The following is an 18,140-nucleotide window of genomic DNA, read 5'->3' on the forward strand; positions in this document are numbered from 1 at the left end:
GTGGCAGTCAGAATATGTTATTATATAAACAGAAATCAATTCGGCAGGACATGGTCCCCATGTTCATGCAGGAGCGAGGTGTCATCAATGGACTCCATGGATAAGACGGTTAAATTTAATGTGAAAGGTGACGAACAGGAAGCATCTTCACAAGAGATTCTTCTCACGGTATATGACGCGCTGGTCGATAAAGAGTATAATCCCATTAACCAGATCGTTGGATATCTAATATCTGGCGATCCCGCGTATATTCCGCGTCACAACAACGCACGCAGTCTGGTCCGGAAAAAGGAGCGCGATGAGCTGATTGAAGAGCTTGTACGCTCCTACCTGGCCAATCACCGGTAATGTACGCCGCTTCCGTTTGTCTGCAGCCGTGCAGGCAAACGGACAATGAACCGACAGAAGACAGACTGAGGTCTGAACAGATAATTGTATATTATTCTGAACAGGCTCAGGATGGGAGAGCATGATGAAAAAATTAGGTTTGGACTATGGGGACCGCAGAATCGGGGTTGCCGTGAGTGACGCCTTCGGTTGGACTGCCCAGGGATTAGAAGTACTAGAACGCCGCCGGGATGAAGGTGAGTTCACACGGATTGCTGAGTTGGTGCGTGAGCACGAGATCAGCGAAATCGTGGTCGGACTTCCCAAAAACATGAACGGCACCGTAGGACCGCGCGGTGAAATATGTATTGCTTTTGCCGAACGTCTGCGTGGCGAACTGAATTTACCTGTTCACCTTTGGGATGAACGGCTGACCACGATGGCAGCAGAACGTACGTTGCTTGAAGCGGATGTCAGCCGCAAAAAACGCAAGCAGGTTGTGGACAAAATGGCTGCAAGCCTGATTTTGCAAAATTATTTGGATGCCAATAGTAAAAGGTGAGGGGGATCAACAATGGCTGAAGATCAACTGGGTATGGAAGAAGAAGCTGAGATCATTTACATTGCAGATGACGAGGGTAACGAAGAGGAATTCGAAGTTATCATGAAATTCGAAGTGGACGGTTCGGAGGCCAAGTATATGATGGTTGCTCCGGTTGAACCTGAGGATGGCGAGACGGATGTATATGCATTCCGTTATGAAGAAGAAGGCGATGATATCAAACTTTTCGTGATCCAAGATGATGCTGAATGGGATATCGTCGAGGAGACGTTTAATACATTTCTTGCTGAAGATGAAGAGGAAGCGAACTAAATGACGGAATATAATCGCAAAGACCTGAAATGGACAGATTCGCTGCGTCTGGCATTCGGTGCTCATGTGGAGCTCGAGGAAGAGAACGGTAAATCACATCCGTATGATCTGCTCGCTGAATTTGAGGTACATGGGCAGCAATACGCGGTGCTCCGCAGTTCATTGCGTCCGTATGACGAGGTTGAACTTCTGCGGGTTGTACCTGGCAGCGAGGACCAGATCATGCCGGAATTAGTTACGATTGATGATGACGATGAGTGGGAGAGCATCTCGGAGCTTTATGACGAGTGCACACTCCCGATTGACGAGGATTAATCAGCTTCAAATTGAAAAAACCGGAAGGGCGGAGAAGTCCGCTCTTTTTGGTTGTGTAAAGGAGTTGTATCTCTGTTGAAAGGCAAAGTCATAGGTATCTTTCTGCTGGTTCTGCTCATTCTGGCCGGAGGAGCTGGCGGGTATGTATGGAGTATGATGCGTCCGGTGCAAGCTGCTTCCGAGCCAGTTGTGTTTGAGATCAAGAGCGGATCGGGAATCTCCAAAATAGCAGATCAACTACAGCAAGAGGGGCTTATTCGAAGCAGTCTCGTTTTCAAAGGGTATTTAAAGTGGAACAAGCTTGGTAGTAATTTTATGGCTGGAACATACGCCATGAATCCAGGTGTAACGTACGATGAGATTGTTCATAAACTGAGCAGCGGCAATGTCGTGCCCGAAGAAATGGTGAAGTTTACGATCCCGGAAGGGTATACCGTTTTGCAGATGGCGGACAAGCTGTCGGCAGAGGGCATTGTCGATAAAAAGGAATTCCTCAAGCTGGCGAATGACCCATCAGCCTTTGAAGTGGATATCATCAAAGATATTCCGGTGGATGAAGAATTGCGATATGTGCTAGAGGGTTATCTTTTCCCGGAAACCTACGAAATGAAAAAAGGCAGTACCACCCATGATGTGATGCAGCGAATGTTGGAAGAGTTTCAGACCAAAGTGAACTCCATCTCGGATTTGCAAGCAAAGCTGGATGAGAAAAAACTTTCGTTACATGAATTGCTGACGATTGCATCGCTGGTGGAACGAGAAGTTGTCGTAGATCAGGAACGTGCACTGGTAGCGGGTGTAATCTACAATCGGATCAAACAGGATATGAAGCTGGAGATTGATGCCACAGTGCAATATTTGCTTGATAAACCGAAGGCAAGGCTGCTGTTCAAAGACCTCAAGGTGCAAAGTCCATATAATACGTACTTGAACAAAGGATTGCCACCGGGACCTATTGCCAGTCCAAGTCTTGCGTCCATCGAGGCAGCGCTTCATCCGGAAGCTTCGGAATATCTGTTTTACGTAACGAAAAAGGATGGCACTTCAGGGCATCTGTTTGCGAAGACATACAAGGAACATCAGCAAAATATAGCCAAAAGTAAGGCTGCGCAATAAGCGGAGGGGATTAGATGAGTAAAAAACATGAACTGCTTGTGACAGCAGCCAATGTAAAAGAAGCAGAAGTTTTGCTTCAGGCCGGAGCGGATGCTCTGTTGATCGGGAATGACCGTTTTGGCATGCGCCTACCGGGCAGTCTTAGCATAGAAGAAACTGCGGAAGTGGTAGGTCTGGCTGCGAAACACGAGGCACGTGTTATTGTTTCCATGAACAACCTGATGTCCAATGAATTACTGAAAGAACTGCCTGAATATGTGCAGGCACTGGGCCGGATCGGTGTGCACGCAGCCGAGTTCAATGATCCGTCCATTCTTGCTGCGATTAAGGAGCATGCGCCACACATCCGTTTGCACTGGAATGCAGAGATGACGTCCACGAACTATGCAACGGCCAACTATTGGGGAACCAAAGGGGCTAGCCGGGTCGTACTCGCCCGTGAGCTGAACATGGACGAGATCACGGAGATGGTTCCATTTTTAAAAGTGGAAGCACAGGTGCAGGTTCATGGAATGACGAATATTTACCACTCCAAGCGCAGTCTGGTGCAGAGTTATATGGCTCACCAAGGGCGCCCGGTGGAAGGAGAACTCGGCAAGGAACGCGGATTGTTCCTGATTGAAGCCGAGCGACGGGATGAGAAATTCCCGATTTATGAGGACATGAACGGAACGCATATTATGAGTTCAGAAGACATTTGCATTCTGGAAGACCTTCATCTGATGATGGAGGCTGGTGTACACAGCTTTAAAGTGGAGGGAATCCTCAAGTCTCTTGCTTACAATGAAGCTGTTGTTCGTGCTTATCGCAAGGCGATAGATCTGTATGAGTTGGACGCAGAGGCTTATGCATACGACGAAGAATGGTTGCGTGAGGTTCGTGAGCTGCAGGACCCTGAGCGTGAATTGTCATTTGGGTTTTTCTACAAAGAACAAGTGTATTAATAGACGAGGTGAACAAGATGGAAACAGTGGCGGTCAAGCGGAAGTTTTCCGGTAAACGTAACCGTCTGGATAAACCGGAGCTCTTGGCTCCGGCGGGAAATCTGGAAAAATTAAAATTTGCGATCCACTATGGGGCTGATGCCGTGTATATCGGTGGACAGGCTTATGGACTTCGTTCCAACGCAGATAACTTTAGTTTTGAAGAAATGCGTGAAGGTGTGGAATTTGCGAAAAAGTATGGAGCCAAAGTATTCGTAGCAACGAATATCTATGCCCATAACGAAGATGTGGCTGGGATTGAAGCTTATTTGCAGAACCTGTACAATGCAGGCATCTCGGCGGTCATTGTTGCTGATCCGGCCATTATTGAAGTGGCTTTGCGAGCAGTACCGGGCCTGGAAGTGCATCTTAGCACACAACAGTCTACATTGAACTGGCAAGCCGTGAAGTTTTGGAAGGATGAAGGGCTACCGCGGGTTGTACTTGGCCGTGAGACAAGCTTTGAAGAGATTGAAGAGATCAAGGCGAATGTGGATATCGAGATTGAAGCTTTCATACATGGAGCGATGTGTTCATCCTATTCGGGGCGTTGTGTATTGTCCAATCACTTTACGGACCGGGATTCTAACCGGGGAGGCTGCTGTCAGTCTTGCCGCTGGAAGTATGATCTGTTCGAGGATGCGAGAGAGGATACCGTCTGGGTAAGTGAAGAGGACATGCAGATGAAAGCTCCTGCACCGTTTAAACTGGGGGATAATCAGCTGCCATTGTTCCAGGAACAGGATAATTCCTTTTCCATGGGCTCGAAAGACCTGTGCATGATCGGTCACATCCCGGAATTGATTGATGTGGGTGTGGACAGCTTCAAAATCGAAGGACGGATGAAATCCATTCACTATGTTGCGACTGTTGTGAACGTATATCGTCAGGCTATTGACGCTTACATGGCTGATCCTGAAAATTATGTGCTGAAACCGGAGTGGGTGGAAGAAATGAATAAAGCGGCGAACCGTCCGCTGAATACCGGTTTCTTCTACGATACGCCTGATCATGAAGATCATATCTATGAGCCGGAAGAGAAGGCTGTACCTTACGATTTTGCTGGTCTGGTCATGGGTTATGATGCAGAAACAGGCATGGCAACGATTCAGCAGCGTAATCACTTCAAGCCGGGACAGGAAATTGAGTTTTTCGGTCCGAACGGTACCTTTTTCAAACAAGTGGTAGATGAAATTCAGGATGAAGAGGGCAATGTTCTGGATGCGGCAAGACACCCGCTGCAACTGGTGAAAATGAAAGTGGATCAGCCTGTTTCCTACTTTGACATGATGAGAAAAAAGAAGTAGGTTTACTCACCAGGGTATTCTGTCGTAGGAGTGATCCGTGTAAACATGTATAGTTCAACATATATCGTGTTATAAGGTGATATAGTACGTTCTCATCATGTATGATGGGGGGATCGAGATGAGAAGACTTGAGTCTGGTATGTCCGTAGACAATGAATTATTTTCTGATATTGTCAGGTATGAACATGAAACGATAAGTGGAACAACCATAACCAATTCGAATGTGGGTTCACCTATATTTTGGAGCTGTAACCTGAATTATCTCGTATTTGATACCTGTGATCTTACCAATGCGAGATTTTTTGCCGGTAGTACAATGGATAATTGTACATTTATTCGTTCTGACTTGCGCTCTGTGGGTATTGGCAAAGACGAAGCTGTTTTTACCAATTGCGAATTTTTCTCCTGCGATTTGAGAGGTATGACATTGGAGAATGCTACGTTCATTGACTGTACTTTTGTTAAATGTAGATTCAATGACCGGATTTTGCAGGTGACGAATATCGTCAATTGTTCTTTTGCAGGCAAACTGGTGGACATAACATTCGAAGGAAATGGAAAACAAGAGCTAATTGCTAATTTTGAAAACTGTATCCTTGACGGTGTTCGTTTCGTGGGCTGTGATCTGACGCAATGTATTCCGCCAAAATCTAAAAACCATCTGTATGTTGAACAGCTATCCGCGCGAGTGAAAAGTGCTTTGAAAAGTGTAGACGGTGATCCTGATCTATCTGACGAAGATCGGAAAGTACTGGTACGTAGCCTGCGTAAGCTTGAGCATATGGATCAATACATTTTTAACACGGCGTATATGAAGAAAATATATGGCGATGTTTTTGTTAAGCGATTTTTCGGTAGTCTTGGATGTAAACAAGCGGAAACTTAAGCAATCCTCTACCCCTGTACTAAACTTCCGCTACTAAAGGATAAGTGAAAAGGCATTTCCAAGCCACCAGAAACAAGGTGGAAGCATTACTTTTTCACGAATCAGTGTATGAATAAAAAGACCCCCATATATCGGCATATGGAGGTCTTTTTTTTATAGGAAAATAGGAAAAAAGTTGCAATATATTTCTGAGGAAATGGAGGGAAAGAAGGAAAACTGTCGAATACTACATATTTATAGGGGAGAGATTAAAATTTCTAACAAGTAAATTACTGGCAGGTGATTGGGAATGGTTCAAAAGAAGGATAAAGACAGTGGGGAACACATTACACAACCCGAGCAGGCTAAGCCTGATAAGACACAGAAAGTGAAGAAAGTTAAACCGATCAAAATCAAAAAAGAAGGGGTACATAACAAACCATTCAAATTCGATCGAAGCAAGATTCGATTGGATTGGATCAAGGTCGATTGGTTGAAGAAACAACTGAAGAATCGAGATTGGAAAGGGCTCGGAGGCACCTCTTTCAAACAGCTTAAAAAGGTGAACCCGATCAAATCTGTAGGGGTTAAACTTTTCTTGATCTTTTTTGCAGCGATTATGGTTGTTGTTGTTAGTTTGGGTCTAATATCCTATTCAAAAGCTAAAAATACGATTGAGGCCAATGCATCAAGAGCGAATCAGGAGACGATTGACCAAACCAAGCAGAAGCTTGATATCATTTTGGAGCGATTCGTGGATACGTCTACACAGATCTTCTTTGATCCGGAGATGCAGTCCTTGCTTCAGAAAATGTCAGATCCGAATCTGACAGCCTATGATACTTTCGTTAATTCGAGTTCAATCAATAAACAGTTATCTAATGTAGCTTTTACAAACAAATCCATGGAAGCGATTTATTTGGTGCCTACGGACGAATCTAAATCCGTTATGGGTACAGGGAACAGTAGTTCAACCATGGGAAGTGTGCGTCAGGAAGCTTGGTATAGCGAACTCGTTAATAAAGGAGGGTACCGCTGGCTCCCGACAGAAGAGAAAACAGATGGCACGACAGCTACGTTCAAAATTGCACGTTCCATGAAGAACCTGCAAGGCACTACACAATCTTATGTTCTCATTATTGAACTGAAGCTTGAGGTGCTGGAGGCACAACTGAAATCACTGGATCTGGGGGCAGGTTCGGTACTTCAATTGATTGCTCCGGATAACAAAGTTGTTGCTTCATCCATTGCGGGTCGTACGGGGAAAGAGACCGACCTTGCTTTTGTGAAAGATTTAAAAGAAGCGGCAGGAAGCACCAATACGGAGTATGATGTGGATGGAAAGGCGACGAATATGCTGGCCGTATACAGTACGATGGAGTCATCTGGCTGGAAGTTGATCGGTATGGTCCCTACTTCCATGCTGGTTAAGGATGCCCAAGGCATCTTAACGATGACCTTGTGGATGGCACTTGCATTTGCAGCTCTTGCTGTGGTAATCGGTATCTGGATGGTTCGTATGATTGCACGTCCACTCAGCGGATTGAAAGATCTGATGCAGGAGGGGGCAAAAGGAAATCTAAAAGTACGTACCCCGTATAGTTCTCAAGATGAGATAGGACAACTTTCATCGGCATTTAATACCATGATGGAGCAGATTACCAAATTGGTTGAGCAGACCAATCGTACTGCACAGGAAGTGTTGGATACCGCTACAGAACTGAGCAACGCTTCCAAGAAAACAGCTGTATCTGCTTCAGAGATTGCTGTAGCTACAGAAGAGATTGCCGGTGGTGCGGGCAGTCTGGCTACAGAAGCGGAACGGGGCAATGAACTGACGGATAATATCTCTCGTCAGATGGAAAGTGTTATCGCAGCCAATGAAGAGATGGGGGATTCTGCCCGCCATGTCGAGAAATCCAGTCAGACGGGAACACAGCATCTGAACCAGTTGATGACGAAAACGCAGAAGACCGAAGAGATGATCGGGGCATTGGTTAACAAAGTCGATTCGTTAAAAGAGAGCACATCTTCTGTATTAAAAGTGCTTGACGTCATGCAGAATATTACGAAACAGACCAATATTTTGTCTCTGAATGCAACGATTGAAGCAGCGCGAGCAGGTGCAGCCGGACGTGGTTTCATGGTCGTAGCGGATGAAGTGCGTCAACTCGCGGCACAGTCCAGACAATCCATTGATATGGTTGGGGAGATCACAGACAAAATTATGACAGAGATGAACGAAACGGTGAAAGCTCTGTCTGATGCATATCCTTTGTTCAAGGAACAGATGGATGCTGTAAAGGATACAAATGTAATTTTTGCTTCCGTACAGGATCAGATGGGTGCTTTCGTGGAACGTCTGGGTATGGTTACAGGTTCTATTGGAGAGTTAAGCAAATCTCAGGCAACGTTATCTGAAGCGATGAGCAATGTCAGCGCTGTTGCTGAAGAATCCTCGGCAACTTCGGAGGAAGTAGCTTCCCTGAGCAGTGAACAGCAAAATATCAGCAATCAACTCGTAAGCCTCTCCGGCAAGCTGGAGAATGTATCGAGTGAACTGAAAGAAACACTCTCGCGTTTCACCGTATAGTACCCGTAAACAAAAATAGTAAAGCTCCAAATCACAAACAGACCTGTCTCTTCAATGAGGCAGGTTTTCTGTTGTTTCCGGATAATTCCAGAAGGCCGGGCACATAATACATGAAAAAGGTAAGGGTGGAATACGTGTGCAGTTGCAGCTGGTGTGGAAACGACGCATAGCCATAATTAGTGCTGGTCTGACTCTCATATTTGCCGTGTTGATGCTGAGACTTGGCTGGATTCAGATCGTTCAGGTGAACCGCATCATGCCAGGATTTCAGCGAACCGTGCGTGAGATGTCAGTGCTGCAGCGTGAACGAGGTGTGATGCTGGATTCTGGACGTGGACAATTTACGGATGCCCAAGGGCGGTCGTTAACCGGCAAGCTGCAATGGGGTGTTGTGTTTTTTTCACCTAACAAAAATGAGGAAACGGGTCAGTTTACAGACGAAAGTCAGGAGGAGAAGTTGGAGAGAAGCCGTGAGTATGTGAGGCTCAAACAGCTGGCATTGATCCTCAATACCGATGTAAATCAGCTCAAAAAGCAATGGGAGAAGCAGGATACACCCCATCTCTGGACAGGAGGCGGGTCAGAGCCCGTCTTGTTAACGGATGCCCAGCTTGTAGGCATACGTGAGTTGAAGATGAAGGGAGTTAATGCATACCCTGTCATGACCAGGTATCCCCCGAAAGCCAGTGGCAGCCAGTGGCTCGGTTACGTTAACGAACATCCGGAAGAACATGGAAGACAAAGCGGACATCGAGATGAGGTCAGACAGCCATTTGCCATGAAATCGGGAGCAGCTGGTCTGGAGAGGACACTGGAGCCTTTGTTAAGAGGTGTAGGTCCCACGTTGATAACACGAATGGTATCTGGAAATGGACAGGTCATTCCTGAGATTGAGCCTCGTGTGATTGCACCTGCTAACGCACACTATCCTTTAGTAGTGGAAACAACGATTGATGCCAAGCTACAGCAAGGAATTGAAGAATTGATAGCTTCATCAAGGCTACAGGAAGGAGCAGTGGTGGTTCTTGATGCCAAGAATGCAGATGTACGTGCAATGGCATCCTATCCCTTTTATCAGCCTCAGCATGTAAATCCGCAGCAATCTTCCTGGGGGAATCGTGCCATACAAGGGGCTGTACCGGGTTCCATTTTCAAAATCGTTACAGCTGCAGCTGCATTGGAAAATCGGGTGGTTTCTCGCGGGGAGAAGTTTCACTGTGAAGGGGGTTATGGAAAATATGGACTTTCCTGCTGGAAGGAGCATGGACATGGTGAGTTGAATTTGGAAAAGGGGTTCGCGGAGTCGTGTAACATTGTGTTCGCTGAAACTGCACGTAGACTCCGTATGGAGCAGTTGGAACAGACTGCTGATCGCCTGGGGCTTGCACGTTCTATTGGGTGGCAGGCACAACACATGGCGGGGATGCCGGTATTAAAACATTTTGATCATGAAGAACCGGGGCGCATTCGAACCGATGCTGTGAAGTCTGCTGACGAAGGAGCCAAAATTCAGACAGCCATTGGACAGCGGGATGTTCTGGTCACGCCGCTACAAGCAGCAAACCTGATCGTGACATTGTTGCATGATGGGAGGGTGAGCTCTCCCAGGCTGGTGCAACAAATCCGGTACGCGGATGGAGATACAATGCTGGACATGCCATTACATGCATCTCCTTCAGCAGCAGGACAGATTTCTCCGACCACAGCACATCAGCTGTTAAAGTGGATGACTACCGTTGTACAAGAGGGAACAGGAAAATCCCTGCAGCATGCGAGATGGCATGTGGCAGGGAAGTCAGGCACGGCTCAGGTACAACAAAAAGGAAAAGCTAAAAACCACCAATGGTTTGTTGGTTACGGACCTGTGGAGAAGCCGAGATATGCTGTCGCTGTGCTGGTTCAGAACGTCTCCCCCAGCAGTTCTCACCAAGCTACATCTTTATTCCGCAAGGTGATGGACTACTTGGCAGAATGCTCGTGATTTTCCGTTCTCTCCGAAACATCAGGAACAGGTGGATCAACCACTAGTGGTGAAGATTCAAATTCGTCATTGGGCAGATGAATCCATTTCTGCAGGTAACCTTGCTGTAACAGTTCTTTTAGAAGGATCAGAAGTATTGGAGATAACACAACACCTGCAAGTCCGAAGATCGACAGGGAGATCAGCATAAACGAAAGCATCAAGTAGGCAGATGAAACACCGATTGAATTTCCTGATATTTTAGGCTCCAACAGTTGCCGCGTCAGCATCGTCACAGCCAAAACAACAATTAAGCCAATTGCAAGTGTACTGTTGCCCACGATAAACAAATAGACAATCCACGGAATAAATATCACTGGAACGCCGAGCAGTGGCACTAGATCAAAGATGGCGCAGACAACTGCAATCGTAAAGGCATTGGAGGTTCCCAGAATCAACAATCCCGCATATATCAATACAAAAGTAATCAGCATCATGATCAACTGTGCCTTCATGTAGGAACGGATCGTTTTGAACACATGTGTATGCATGAATTCATTTGCCGTTTTCAGGGTTTTAGGTGTTTTGGCACGGGCAAACTTGCGCCAGGATTCAATCTCAATGCTGAGAAAAAATGCCAGAATAATCGCAATCCCGAAGTTTGTAATAAACGTGGAGAATGAGCTTAGAAATCCGATGATGAACTGTGCTCCGCTGGTTACCCAGCGCGACAGGATTCCGGACAACGTAGCAAAATATTCATTTAACTTGTCCAGTATTCCATCAGGAAGGGCATCGGATCTATCTTGTATGAGCAAGACCAAATTGGTGAATTCGCGTTGAATCATCTCTACGTATACCGGGAAATGGAGCTGAAGATCGGAAATTTGTGAAATGATAAAAAAGCCTAGACCGAAAAAGGCGGCCACAATGAGTCCGAGGAATAGCAACACAGATATGGCGGTCCCTAGTGTTTTGGGCATGCCTTTGCGGTGTAGGAATTTGGCTAAAGGCTCGATCATCCAAAAGACAATAAATGAAAGAAAAACAGGTGCAGCGATATGATACAATTTACTAAAAGCGAACATGATCACATACACGGTTAACACGAGCAGAGCGATATCAAAGACGGTGCGCCCGTATTTTTTATAAAGCGGCAACATGGACATAGACTCCTTTACAGGCAAAAATTAGATTGTATTCATTGTACATGATAGTAGGGTTTTGGGGAAACCACATTTAATAAAAGAATCAACTGTGATAAAATTAAAGGCGATTTATTTTAGAAAGTTCAGTATGACTGTAAAATAGCAGGAGAAGTGGGGAATCAACATCATGACAACGATGCTTCAGAGTATTTTACTGTGGTTATTGTATCTGTCCTCTTTTTATGCTTTCATTCCAAGCCTGATTAGTAGATTGTTCGGATTTCGTGTGTTCCGGAGAGGGAAAAGCGATACACAATATGCCCTGACATTTGACGATGGGCCTGATCCTTTTTATACGCCCCGGTTGCTTGATCTGTTACGTAAGTACGAGGTTAAAGCAACTTTTTTTGTTGTGGGAGAGCATGCTGCAAGTCATCCGGAGTTAATCAGACGAATGCATGAGGAAGGGCATCTGATCGGAATTCACAATTATATTCACAAAACAAACTGGTTGATGCGTCCGCGAACGGTTCGAGACCAGATCGAACGAACAGGGCAAATCATTCAAGAAATTACGGGGGAGAAAACCTGTTATTATCGTCCGCCATGGGGCATTATGAACTTGTTTGATTTTTTCAGCAAAAAAGATCGCAAGATCATTTTGTGGTCCTCCATGTTTGAGGATTGGAAATACAGTGTAGGTGCAGAGCAACTGAAAGAACGCATGCTGAAAAAGTTAAAGGGCGGAGAGGTTATGCTGCTTCATGACCGAGGCACAACTTTGGGAGCCGATGCTCACGCGCCGGAGCAGATGCTTGAGGCGCTGGAAACCGTGCTACACGAAGCTGAGCGACGTGGCTTGGTAAGTGTACGTGTGGACACTTTGATGTATGGTGGTAGTATAAAATCCAGATCATCGTCAAAAATATCACAAGCGCAAGCGGAAACCCGCTTGAAGCTGAAGCTGTGGAAACGTGCCGTGGTTGCTATGTGGTTAGGTTGGGAAAAGCTGTTTCACTGGGTGTATCATCTGCGAACTGCTTCACCTCAAGATCCTATGCTTCATTTTCGTTCCCGTGTATACCATGGTGCACGAGTAGAGATGCATAATGGTTATGTGGTGCAGAATGGTGATCCGGTTATAGAATTACATTTTGACAATCAAAAATTGTTCGAACTCGGGGTTACTTCACGTTCTACCATGCATTTGGCTATTCGTATGATTCGTACGATGGAACAGCAGCTGCCAGACTTGGCACGGCTAGTTGCTTCAGACCCCGAATTACGCTCTGCAAAGGCCATTTATGGCGTGAGCATGATTAACCGTGGTCCTGAAAAGTTTGGATTCACTGTGCAGGGGCTCGCTCCAGGTCCATTCAGCATGGCCTCCAAGTTATATCTGAAGCTGCTGCTTCGTGTTATCCATCCGGCAGGCAAAAGACGTTTGAAGCAGCGTACAGATCAATTGGTGCCCAAAATGATTTTGATGCCTGTGGCGGAGTTGTTGAAACGTTATGGACAGCCACATCATACGATTGCTTCAGGTGTAGCTGAGCAAGCAGAAGAAGAGTCCTTTATTATAGAAAATGAGGTTTTAACGGAACAGAACTGAATTCATGGATAAGAACAGAAATCGCTAATGATAATGTAAAGGAATAATGCACAAATTTAATTGTTCACTTGAATATTGCAATTTTTCTGAGAATATCGTTTATACACACTTCCAATCAAAAAAAGGATGTGCTTGGCCAATGTGGCAAAGCGCATCCTTTTTCGTTTTATATATTTGATTCGGTATTTATGGCTTCATCATTCAAACTAGATTTTCAGTACGCCACCGTTGCTTGCATTGGTTACAAGTTTGGAGTAGCGAGCCAGCAAACCGGTTTTGACTTTTGGTTCAAAACCTTTCCAGTTCGCACGACGAGCTTCGAATTCCTCATCGCTAATTTGCAACTCAATTGTACGGTTGTTCAGGTCGAGTTCGATGATATCTCCTTCTTCAACAAAAGCAATTGGGCCGCCTTCTGCTGCTTCTGGAGAGATATGACCGATACTGATTCCGCGAGATGCACCAGAGAAGCGTCCATCCGTGATCAGACCCACTTTGGCACCAAGACCCATACCTACGATCTGGGAAGTTGGCGCGAGCATTTCAGGCATACCCGGTCCGCCCTTTGGTCCTTCATAACGAATAACCACGACATGTCCTTCTTTAACTTTACCGTTAGCAATGCCTTCAAGTGCTTGCTCCTGGGAGTCGAAGCAGATGGCAGGACCTTTGTGGTATCCGCCAACCGAAGCATCAACTGCACCAACTTTGATGATAGCTCCTTGTGGGGCAAGGTTACCGAACAATACAGCCAGTCCACCTTTTTCGGAGTGCGGGTTGTCCAGCTTGTGGATTACGTTTGTATCTTGAATTTCCTTGCCTTCCACGTTCTCACGGATGGTTTTACCTGTAACCGTAATACAGTCCGCATGGATCGCGCCTGGTTTCTTGAGCAATTCATTCAGAACCGCACTTACGCCACCTGCATTGTGAACATCTTCGATATGCAGGTCAGAAGCAGGTGCCAGTTTCGCCAGATGCGGAACACGGTTTGCAACTTCATTAATACGCTCGATTGGGTATTCAATGCCAGCTTCGTGAGCCAGAGCCAGCGTGTGCAGTACGGTATTGGTGGAACCACCCATCGCCATATCCAGTGCAAACGCATTGTCGATGGCTTCTACAGTTACGATATCACGTGGTTTCAGATCCAATTTGATCAGTTCCATCAGCTGTTTCGCCGATTGTTTGACAAACTCGCGGCGCTCAGGTGCTACAGCCAGAATGGTTCCGTTACCTGGCATAGCGAGTCCCATAGCTTCTGCTAGGCAGTTCATGGAGTTCGCGGTGAACATACCGGAGCATGATCCGCAAGTTGGACAACCAAACTGTTCAAGCTCAAGCAAGCTCTTATCGTCGATTTTACCAGCCTGATAGGCGCCTACGCCTTCAAACACAGAGGTGAGGGAAAGAGCTTTACCATTGCTGTCACGGCCTGCTTTCATCGGCCCGCCGCTTACAAAAACGGTAGGGATGTTACAGCGCAGTGCGCCCATCATCATACCTGGTGTAATTTTGTCACAGTTCGGGATACAAACCATGCCGTCGAACCAGTGTGCAGATACAACCGTTTCGACCGAATCCGCAATAATGTCACGGCTCGGCAAGGAGTAACGCATACCGATGTGTCCCATCGCGATCCCGTCATCAACCCCGATAGTATTGAATTCGAACGGAACGCCGCCGGCTTCACGAATGGCATCTTTAACAATTTTACCAAACTCCTGCAAATGAACATGACCAGGTACGATATCGATGTACGAGTTACATACCGCGATAAACGGCTTGCCGAAATCCTCTTCTTTTACGCCTGCTGCACGGAGCAAACTCCGGTGCGGTGCGCGGTCAAACCCTTTTTTGATCATATCGGAACGCATTTTATTGGCTGACATGGTGTATTCCCCCCAAATATATAGTATTGAGCAACATGAATGGAAAAATAAATGGCAGTATATCTGTCGTTTAATTTCATCCGTACTCTAGGGCGTGTCTTGAAACCTACTGAAGTGCATCTTTTACCGCCTTTTCGCCCCTTGCTGCGTCACTTTCCCTTGACGTGCCCCGGCACGCCTGCGGAAACTTCCTAGCTTGGAACGAAAATTCAGCAAAATCTGCTTCCTTCAGAGTTTTCAGACACACCCTAAAAAAATAACCCGTGGGCTGGTGTCTGGCTCCCCGTAGTTTGTGGAATTCTTTGCTGCTTTAAACCCGTGAACACCCGGTTTTTCTATAGAGTCTATCACAACCATCGTCATATTTCTACAATCAATAGACATATAGAAAAGAAGCCATATTCCATTGACATGGAGTTTGGCTTCTGAATTCAACGAAAAGCGAGGGATGCTTTTCATGGTATAGCATCTTAGTATGCTGATCATGATCTGAGCTTAACTACTTCCGCCTTTGCGACCGATTTCGCGATAAAATTCCTTGCTGTGGTTTTCAGAAGTGGCTTCGCCGCCCTTACGCCCAATTTCCTTGTAAAAATCTGCATCATGAGCGTCGGAAGTAGCTTCACCACCTTTTTTACCAATCGTCTGGTAAAAGCTCCGGTCATGGTTTCTCGATGTGGCTTTACCGCCTAAGCGTCCAGCTTCTTCTCTGCTCATCTTGCGTTCTGACGTCTGCCCTTGTGCCATTACAAATCACTCCTTACCATGATAAGTTGTTTTTTGCAGCGCGTATCCTGAATTACCACAGTTTTTCCAGCCTGAAACAACTTAAATGTAAGCCGTTGGATATTAGGAGTGATCTGAGACATTATGCAGAACGCTTGAAAAGACCGTGCCGATGAAATGAAATCCGTGAAATATCCGGCTCAATGAGAGCTTTAAAGGTTTGGCGGACAAGCGGGTGAGCCAGTGTAATAGAGAACAGCACAGCAACGATAAGAATAATAGGGATAAACATTACACTTCCCATGTAACTGTAGACACCTGACCAGATCGCAAGCCGCACAAGAAAGCCATGCAAAAGGAAGACATAGAGTGTACGTCGACCCAGATCTGTCAGTTTGGAGGTCAGATTCGGAACCCAGGCAAGGAAAAGCATTGCAGAGATGATCTCCAGCAAGTACACGCCAAGCCGGTAAATGCCGGCATACCACTCCTGGTGGCCCAGTTCAGCATAAGTCTTGCTTCCAAGCAGCCATCCCTGTGGAACGTTTAAACCGGCGTATGCAATATATATAAGTAAGGTTGCAGAGAGGATCGCAGCCACTCTGCGGCCCCAGCCTGGAAGCAGACGAGCGCGAATAGCTGCACCGTAGTCATATCCAATGACGAAGAACGGCAGAAACACAAAGGTACGGCTGCAACTGAGCCAAAAACCGTCGACTGGCAAATAACCGGCAATGACTCCCAGTGCGATTGAAGCAATCAACCGATATACGGGTTTCCAGGAGATCGTAAGCCGAACCAGTAACCGCCAGCAGAAATGGCTGGCAAGGAACCAGAGTAGCAGGTACGGTGCAAAAAAGGATAACCGCATATGAGGTGTATGGAATACAGTGGCATCCATCAATGCATATAACGATTGGAACAGAAGGTATTGCAGTGCGATCTGTTTCAGTACGTTGCGTCCTGAGGTACCCTGGATGGAAGCTTTGGCGAAATACCCGGTCACCCACACAAAGAGTGGCATATGGAACGTGTAAATCCACATAAACAAAGCCTCCGCTCCGGCAAAGCGGGTAATAAGTGGTTCCAATGCATTTCCGGCCAGTACGCAGACAATTAACATAAAGCGAAGATTGTAAAAGAAAGATTCCTGATCATTCTGAATCAGTATCTGATTTCTCATGATGTAGCCCCCTCGAAAACTTCGTTGAAAAGTAGTTTATCTTCATCCGTTATACATCTGTATTAAGGGTAATATGGATTCAATTGAATGATTGTGATTTAATTCACATTAGTAAGCGTTATCTTTTCTCAAAGATGTGACAACAAAAAGAATGCTTCGGGATTGACAACGGTTGCATACGGGATGACAATGGTAGAAGAAGATGAGGTAGTCAATATTAAGGAGGAAGGCAATATGTCAACGAGTCCCTTTCAAAGCCCTGATATTATTACATTCGGGGAGAGTATGGGGTTGCTGACGGCCAGAGATACGAGAGGGCTTGAATATGCAGCTACACTGGACAAGACGTTTGGAGGAGCTGAGAGCAATCTGGCTATTGGCGTAGCACGGCTTGGACATAGTAGCGGCTGGTTTGGACGTCTAGGCAATGATCCGATCGGAAACATGATTCTGAAAGCCATTCGCGGCGAAGGTGTAGATGTATCCCGGGCCCAGTTAAGTGATCAAGAACCTACAGGTCTGATGATTCGTGAGAACGCTTCCGGGAAAGCTTCGGTGCACTATTATAGGAAGTTATCCGCGGCAAGTGCGATGACACCGGATGATCTTGATCCGGAATATATTTCCGGGGCCAAGATTTTGCACGTCACAGGGATTACTGCTGCCATCAGCGAATCAGGACTTGCTACAGTTGAAGCCGCAATACATATTGCCAAACAGGCAGGGGTGAAAGTGAGCTTCGATCCAAATCTGCGCCTCAAGCTGTGGTCAGCAGATCAGGCTCGTCCCGTGTTGCTGCGTTTGGCTGAACAGGCTGACTACTTTTTACCAGGTTTGGATGAGATGAAATTGTTATATAACGAAGAAAGTGATCAAAAGGTGCTTGATCGCTTGGCTACCATGAATGCAGTGTGCATTGTCAAGGGCGGTCCTGATTTGACCTACGTACTTGCGGATGGTACCCTAACGGAAGTTCCGTACTTTAAAGCAGATCAGGTTCTTGATACTGTAGGGGCTGGAGACGGATTCTGCGCAGGCTTTTTAGCGGGTCTGTTGAAAGGGTACACCCCACAGGAAGCGACACGGCTTGGTAATTTGAACGGATCAATGGTTATTCAGGCCGTTGGGGATTGGGAAGCACTCCCGACATGGGCACAGGTTGAGGCCAAGTTGAATAATGTTGCTCACGTCGAGCGCTAAGTACCGTTAAAATCAGGATGACTCATCTTCGTTCTTCAA

At 46.2% G+C, this 18,140-nt stretch carries 15 protein-coding genes and 1 pseudogene; 12 read left to right on the forward strand and 4 right to left on the reverse strand.

Annotated features, from left to right (window positions below; translation table 11 throughout):
- The first annotated feature begins 87 nt into the window (after window positions 1-87).
- The 10 genes from ACUTVW_RS09300 to ACUTVW_RS09345 all read left to right on the forward strand — a co-directional run bounded on the left by ACUTVW_RS09300 (window position 88) and on the right by ACUTVW_RS09345 (window position 10,361).
- On the forward strand, window positions 88-348 hold the full coding sequence (locus tag ACUTVW_RS09300) for an IreB family regulatory phosphoprotein (protein WP_090915537.1): 261 nt from the start codon (window positions 88-90) through the stop codon (window positions 346-348).
- A gap of 124 nt (window positions 349-472) precedes the next feature.
- Entirely contained in the window at window positions 473-889 is a 417-nt protein-coding gene (gene ruvX, locus ACUTVW_RS09305) for a Holliday junction resolvase RuvX (RefSeq protein ID WP_445645861.1), read from the forward strand.
- Window positions 890-901: 12 nt separating this feature from the next.
- Window positions 902-1,201, forward strand: coding sequence for a DUF1292 domain-containing protein (locus tag ACUTVW_RS09310; RefSeq protein WP_017686820.1), 300 nt, complete (start codon window positions 902-904; stop codon window positions 1,199-1,201).
- Window positions 1,202-1,516, forward strand: a complete 315-nt coding sequence (locus ACUTVW_RS09315; RefSeq protein WP_434749777.1) for a DUF1292 domain-containing protein — start codon at window positions 1,202-1,204, stop codon at window positions 1,514-1,516.
- Between the two features lie 75 nt (window positions 1,517-1,591).
- Window positions 1,592-2,632 (forward strand): endolytic transglycosylase MltG, encoded by a 1,041-nt coding sequence (gene mltG, locus ACUTVW_RS09320; protein WP_445645533.1) that lies wholly within the window; start codon window positions 1,592-1,594, stop codon window positions 2,630-2,632.
- A 14-nt stretch (window positions 2,633-2,646) separates the two neighbouring features.
- Window positions 2,647-3,576, forward strand: a complete 930-nt coding sequence (locus ACUTVW_RS09325) for a peptidase U32 family protein (RefSeq protein ID WP_445645534.1) — start codon at window positions 2,647-2,649, stop codon at window positions 3,574-3,576.
- A gap of 17 nt (window positions 3,577-3,593) precedes the next feature.
- Complete coding sequence (locus ACUTVW_RS09330; protein WP_445645535.1) at window positions 3,594-4,922, forward strand: peptidase U32 family protein; 1,329 nt, start codon at window positions 3,594-3,596, stop codon at window positions 4,920-4,922.
- 118 nt (window positions 4,923-5,040) lie between these two features.
- The gene (locus tag ACUTVW_RS09335) at window positions 5,041-5,808 is read left to right on the forward strand and encodes a pentapeptide repeat-containing protein (RefSeq protein ID WP_445645536.1); all 768 of its coding nucleotides are present in this window, start codon (window positions 5,041-5,043) and stop codon (window positions 5,806-5,808) included.
- 289 nt (window positions 5,809-6,097) lie between these two features.
- Window positions 6,098-8,380 (forward strand): methyl-accepting chemotaxis protein, encoded by a 2,283-nt coding sequence (locus ACUTVW_RS09340; RefSeq protein WP_445645537.1) that lies wholly within the window; start codon window positions 6,098-6,100, stop codon window positions 8,378-8,380.
- 136 nt (window positions 8,381-8,516) lie between these two features.
- Complete coding sequence (locus ACUTVW_RS09345; RefSeq protein WP_445645538.1) at window positions 8,517-10,361, forward strand: peptidoglycan D,D-transpeptidase FtsI family protein; 1,845 nt, start codon at window positions 8,517-8,519, stop codon at window positions 10,359-10,361.
- On the opposite strand, the gene ACUTVW_RS09350 is transcribed toward ACUTVW_RS09345, so the two are convergent.
- Window positions 10,340-11,503 carry an AI-2E family transporter gene (locus ACUTVW_RS09350; protein ID WP_445645539.1) on the reverse strand — a complete coding sequence of 388 codons (1,164 nt, stop codon included), beginning with the start codon at window positions 11,501-11,503 and terminating at the stop codon, window positions 10,340-10,342. The genes ACUTVW_RS09345 and ACUTVW_RS09350 overlap by 22 nt on opposite strands.
- A 172-nt stretch (window positions 11,504-11,675) precedes the next feature.
- On the opposite strand from ACUTVW_RS09350, the gene ACUTVW_RS09355 reads away from it, so the two are divergent.
- The gene (locus ACUTVW_RS09355; RefSeq protein ID WP_445645540.1) at window positions 11,676-13,100 is read left to right on the forward strand and encodes a polysaccharide deacetylase family protein; all 1,425 of its coding nucleotides are present in this window, start codon (window positions 11,676-11,678) and stop codon (window positions 13,098-13,100) included.
- Window positions 13,101-13,306: 206 nt separating this feature from the next.
- Here ACUTVW_RS09355 and ilvD read toward each other — a convergent pair whose 3' ends face one another.
- From ilvD to ACUTVW_RS09370, 3 genes and pseudogenes are all read right to left on the reverse strand, one after another.
- Window positions 13,307-14,992 (reverse strand): dihydroxy-acid dehydratase, encoded by a 1,686-nt coding sequence (ilvD, locus tag ACUTVW_RS09360; RefSeq protein ID WP_445645541.1) that lies wholly within the window; start codon window positions 14,990-14,992, stop codon window positions 13,307-13,309.
- Between the two features lie 498 nt (window positions 14,993-15,490).
- A pseudogene (locus ACUTVW_RS09365) lies at window positions 15,491-15,739 on the reverse strand (KGG domain-containing protein); the annotation flags it as partial.
- Between the two features lie 121 nt (window positions 15,740-15,860).
- Window positions 15,861-16,901, reverse strand: coding sequence for an acyltransferase family protein (locus ACUTVW_RS09370; RefSeq protein WP_445645542.1), 1,041 nt, complete (start codon window positions 16,899-16,901; stop codon window positions 15,861-15,863).
- Between the two features lie 234 nt (window positions 16,902-17,135).
- Here ACUTVW_RS09370 and ACUTVW_RS09375 point away from each other — a divergent pair, with 234 nt between their 5' ends.
- Complete coding sequence (locus ACUTVW_RS09375) at window positions 17,136-18,101, forward strand: sugar kinase (RefSeq protein ID WP_445645543.1); 966 nt, start codon at window positions 17,136-17,138, stop codon at window positions 18,099-18,101.
- Window positions 18,102-18,140: the final 39 nt, after the last annotated feature.

This window comes from Paenibacillus sp. TSA_86.1 (assembly GCF_052691815.1).